General features: G+C 43.1%; 3 protein-coding genes and 1 pseudogene. 2 read left to right on the forward strand and 2 right to left on the reverse strand.

Annotation, left to right across the window (positions count from 1 at the left end; translation table 11 throughout):
* A pseudogene (gene dexB / locus B7692_RS08970) lies at positions 1–1,031 on the reverse strand (glucan 1,6-alpha-glucosidase DexB); the annotation flags it as partial.
* 152 nt (positions 1,032–1,183) lie between these two features.
* Here dexB and B7692_RS08975 point away from each other — a divergent pair.
* Both B7692_RS08975 and B7692_RS08980 read left to right on the forward strand, forming a co-directional pair.
* Positions 1,184–2,668 (forward strand): DUF1846 domain-containing protein, encoded by a 1,485-nt coding sequence (locus B7692_RS08975; RefSeq protein ID WP_084930481.1) that lies wholly within the window; start codon positions 1,184–1,186, stop codon positions 2,666–2,668.
* Positions 2,669–2,762: 94 nt separating this feature from the next.
* Positions 2,763–3,245, forward strand: a complete 483-nt coding sequence (locus tag B7692_RS08980; protein WP_084930482.1) for an S-ribosylhomocysteine lyase — start codon at positions 2,763–2,765, stop codon at positions 3,243–3,245.
* Positions 3,246–3,305: 60 nt separating this feature from the next.
* Here the strand turns inward: B7692_RS08980 and B7692_RS08985 are convergent.
* Positions 3,306–4,838: AAA family ATPase (locus tag B7692_RS08985; RefSeq protein WP_084930483.1), on the reverse strand; the 1,533-nt coding region annotated here is incomplete at its 5' end.

Genomic DNA, 4,838 nt, shown 5'->3' on the forward strand with positions numbered 1-4,838 from the left:
CCTCTCATGAGATGAAGCAAGATGGCAAAGGCTTTGGCAGATTTTTCGCGGTATTCTTGGTCATTTCCCCAGATTGAGACGATACGAGGAAGGTCATGATTGTTCCAGAAGAGCGAATTCCAGCCATCCTCAACTCCTAACTCTGTCTGCCATTTGTTGAAGATTTCTTTTAACTTAGCGATATTCAGCTCTTTTTGATAGTGCCATTTAGGTTGCCCTTCCTGATACTGAAGACCGATGTGCTCGAACTGGAAGACCATAGACAATTCTTGCCCCTTTGGATCAGAGTAGAGCTTGGCAATCTCTGGCGTTGCTCCCCAAGTCTCCCCTACTGTCAAGAGATCCTGATTCCCAAAGGTAGCCTGATTCATCTCCTTGAGATAGGGATGGAGCATAGGGCCATTATTGACTACTTTCTCGTCAGGAATTTTCCCAATCATGTCAATGACATCCATGCGGAAACCACCAATGCCTTTATCAATCCAGAAGTTCATCATCTCATAAATTTTCTGACGAAGTTTTTCATTTTCCCAGTTAAGATCGGGCTGTTTCTTGCTGAAAAAGTGGAGATAGTATTGACCTGACTTTTCATCGTATTCCCAAGCAGATCCGCTAAAAATAGAATCTAGGTCATTGGGTTCATCCCGCCAGATATAGTAGTTTCGTTCAGGGCTGTCGGGATTTTCACAGGCCTCAACAAACCAAGCATGTTCATCTGAGGTATGATTGACCACCAAGTCCATAATGATACGAATATCACGCTTCTTAGCTTCTGCGATCAGTTGGTCCATATCTTCCATAGTCCCGAAAATAGCTGCAATCGCTTGATAATCAGCAATATCATAGCCATTATCATCCATAGGACTGTCATAAACTGGAGAAAGCCAAATCGCTGTAATTCCTAACTTAGCTAGATAGTCTAACTTACTGGTAATTCCTGGCAGATCGCCAATTCCATCTCCGTTGCTATCCATAAAGCTCTTAGGATAAACTTGATAGACTACGGCATTGTGCCACCATTTTTCTTGCATCTTCTTACCTCATTATTTTAATAATCTATAGTATATGATAGCGCTTTTTAAAATTTTATGCAAGCGTTTGCCTAATCTTTTTGATTCCTTTTTTAACTCCATAGTTTCCTAACTTCCAATTTTTTATTATAATAGAGGTCAGAGGTAAAAAAATGAAAAAACAAGCTTTTAGTTCTGAACAATATTTGAATCTACAGCGCGACCACATTTTGGAGCGTATTAACCAATTTGACGGCAAACTCTACTTGGAGTTTGGTGGCAAAATGTTAGAAGATTTCCACGCCGCTCGTGTCCTTCCTGGTTATGAGCCTGACAACAAAATCAAGCTCTTACAAGAATTGAAAGAGCAGGTTGAGGTTGTGATTGCTATTAATGCTAGCAATATCGAGCATTCCAAAGCACGTGGTGACTTGGGTATTTCTTATGACCAAGAAGTTCTTCGTTTGATTGACAAATTCAATGAATTAGGAATTTTTGTCGGCTCCGTTGTCATCACACAGTACGCTGGCCAACCCGCTGCAGATGCCTTCCGCAACCAACTCGAGAAAAACGGAATTGATTCTTATCTTCACTATCCAATCAAAGGATATCCGACAGATATGGATCACATCATTTCTCCAGAAGGAATGGGAAAAAATGACTACATCAAAACCAGTCGTAACTTGATCGTCGTAACCGCTCCTGGACCTGGTTCTGGAAAATTGGCAACTTGTATGTCCAATATGTACCACGACCAAATCAATGGTATCAAGTCTGGCTACGCTAAATTTGAAACCTTCCCAGTTTGGAATCTTCCCCTTCATCATCCAGTCAACTTGGCCTACGAGGCTGCCACCGCTGACCTTGATGATGTCAACATGATTGACCCCTTCCATCTCCAAACCTACGGAAAAACCACTGTCAACTATAACCGTGATATCGAGATTTTCCCAGTGCTCAAGCGCATGTTAGAACGTATCCTAGGAGAGTCTCCATACGCTTCTCCGACAGATATGGGGGTCAACATGGTTGGTTTTGCCATTACAGATAATGAGGCTGCTATCGAAGCTTCTAAACAAGAAATCATCCGCCGCTACTATCAAACAGTTCTTGATTTTAAAGCCGAAAAAGTTGGCGAAGCTGCTGTCAAGAAAATTGAGTTGCTCATGAACGACCTCGGCATCACACCTGCAGACCGTAAGGTTGCTGTTGCTGCACGTCAAAAAGCAGAAGAAACTGGTGGACCAGCCCTATCCCTTGAATTGCCAAGTGGGGAAATTGTTACTGGTAAGAACTCAGAGCTCTTTGGCCCTACAGCAGCTGCTCTTATCAACGCCATCAAGAAATCAGCTGACATCGCTAAAGAAGTAAAATTAATCGAGCCCGAAGTCGTCAAACCAATCCAAGGTCTTAAAATCGATCATCTCGGTAGCCGCAATCCACGCCTTCATTCAAATGAAATCCTGATTGCACTTGCTATCACAGCTACAGAAAATCCTGATGCTGCTCGTGCTATGGAAGAGCTTGGTAACCTCAAAGGAAGCGAAGCCCACTCAACCATCATCTTGACTGATGAAGACAAGAATGTCCTTCGCAAATTGGGTATCAACGTAACCTTTGACCCTTACTACCAATACGACCGCTTGTATCGTAAATAAAGATTTCAACCTCTCCAACCTCGGAGAGGTTTTCTCTCTGCCTCAAGAGCCGGCTTTATGTTATAATGAAAGAAGAAAACTGAAAGGATTTACCATGTCAAAAGAAGTTATTGTTGAAAGTTTTGAACTTGACCACATCATTGTTAAAGCACCCTATGTTCGCTTGATTGGGGAAGAAACAGGACCAAAGGGAGACATCATCTCCAATTATGATATTCGTTTAGTGCAACCCAATGAAGACTCTATCCCTACTGCTGGCCTTCACACTATTGAGCACCTATTGGCCAAACTCATCCGTACCCGAATTGACGGCATGATTGACTGTTCACCATTTGGTTGCCGTACTGGTTTCCACATGATTATGTGGGGGCGCCATACCAGCACCGAGATTGCAGCTGTTATCAAGGATTCGCTCAAGGAAATCGCTGAGACTACTACTTGGGAAGACGTCCCTGGAACAACCATCGAATCTTGCGGCAACTACAAGGATCACAGCCTCTTTTCTGCTAAAGAATGGGCAAAACTCATCCTTGAACAAGGGATTTCAGACGATGCCTTTGAACGTCATGTGATCTAAACACAAAAAAGGAACCGGCTTTTCAGCTGGTTCCTTCTTTTTTATGCTCAAAATCTCTAGTTAAGCTTTTTCACGAATGACCAAAACGCCATCTTCCATATCTGCTTCTAGGTGTTTAGCATCTAGGTGATCCAAATGGAAGTCTGTCACCTTATCACGAATTTCTTGTTCAACCACGCGACGGAGAGGACGAACACCCATGACTTCATCATAACCTTCTTCTGTGATATAATCTTTAGCCGCTTGACTGACTACCAAATCAATGTCTTTCTTGGCCAAGGTTTGGTTGACTTCAGCCAACATCAAGTCCACAATCTTAGAAAGATCTTCCTTAGTCAAGTGCGAGAACTCGATAACTGCGTTGAAGCGGTTAAGGAATTCTGGACGGAAGAATGGTTTCAAACGATCCATCAATTCTGGTTTATCAGCATCTTCTGTCAAGTTAGCTTCGTAACCAAAGCCTGCGTTTGAAGTTGCGATAATCACCGTATTCTTGAAGTTGACAGTGTTACCTTGACCATCTGTCAAACGACCATCGTCCAAAACTTGAAGGAGAAGGGTGATGACTTGAGGGTCAGACTTTTCAATCTCATCCAAAAGTACGATTGAGTATGGATTGCGACGAACACGTTCTGTTAAGGTATTGCTATTGTCATCGTAACCTACATAACCTGCTGTTGTACCAATTAGCTTAGATACGGCTGTGCGGTCACTATATTCAGACATATCCAAACGGATAATCGCTTCCTTAGTTCCAAACATATCGAGAGCCAATTGCTTAGCAAGTTCTGTCTTACCAACCCCAGTTGGTCCTACAAAGAGGAAGCTACCGATTGGGCGATTGCCTTCATCAAAACCTGCACGGTTACGACGGATGGCACGAGCTACAGCTTCAACTGCCTTGTCTTGGCCAATCACCTTGTCTTGCAGACGATGAGCCATATCTTTCAAACGTTCGATGTCTGATGCTCCCATTTGTGACACTGGGATTCCCGTCATTCGTTCCACAGATTCAGCCACATCGTTGACACTTGCAGTCACCTTCATATCTTCTGTGTGGTTTTCGATTTTCTTTTCTAATTCTGCAATGCGTGTTTTATAGTTTAGAGCTGCTTCAAAATCTTCTGCCTCAACTGCTTTTTCTTGCTTGTCTTTTTCTACCTCAATTTCACGTTCAACAGCATGAACATCTGTTACTGGATGCTGAGCTGCCAAGTGAGCCGCCGTTACATCGACAAGGTCGATAGCCTTATCTGGCAAGCTACGTTGAGGAATATACTGAACAGAATAATCCACTGCTGCTTTCAAGACTTCATCTGGCAAGATGACATTGTGGTGTTGTTGATAGAGATCACGAATTCCTTGAAGGATTTTATATGTATCCTCTGCTGAAGGAGCATTGACCTTGACTTCGTTGAAACGACGAGCAAGAGCTGCATTCTTCAAAATAGTGTTACGATATTCGTCTTGAGTTGTCGCTCCAATAACGGTCAATTCACCACGGGAGAGGGCTGGCTTGAGAATATCCGCGAGCCCCTTAGAACCACTGTCTCCACCAGTGCTACCAGCACCAAGGATTTGGTGAATTTCATC

It is taken from the genome of Streptococcus mitis (assembly GCF_002096925.1).
Lineage (GTDB): Bacteria > Bacillota > Bacilli > Lactobacillales > Streptococcaceae > Streptococcus > Streptococcus mitis_AF.

Excerpts from the sequence above, each read along its gene's own strand:
- B7692_RS08975 (WP_084930481.1), top strand. The coding sequence starts at position 1,184 with ATGAAAAAACAAGCTTTTAGTTCTGAACAATATTTGAATCTACAGCGC.
- B7692_RS08980 (WP_084930482.1), top strand. The coding sequence starts at position 2,763 with ATGTCAAAAGAAGTTATTGTTGAAAGTTTTGAACTTGACCACATCATT.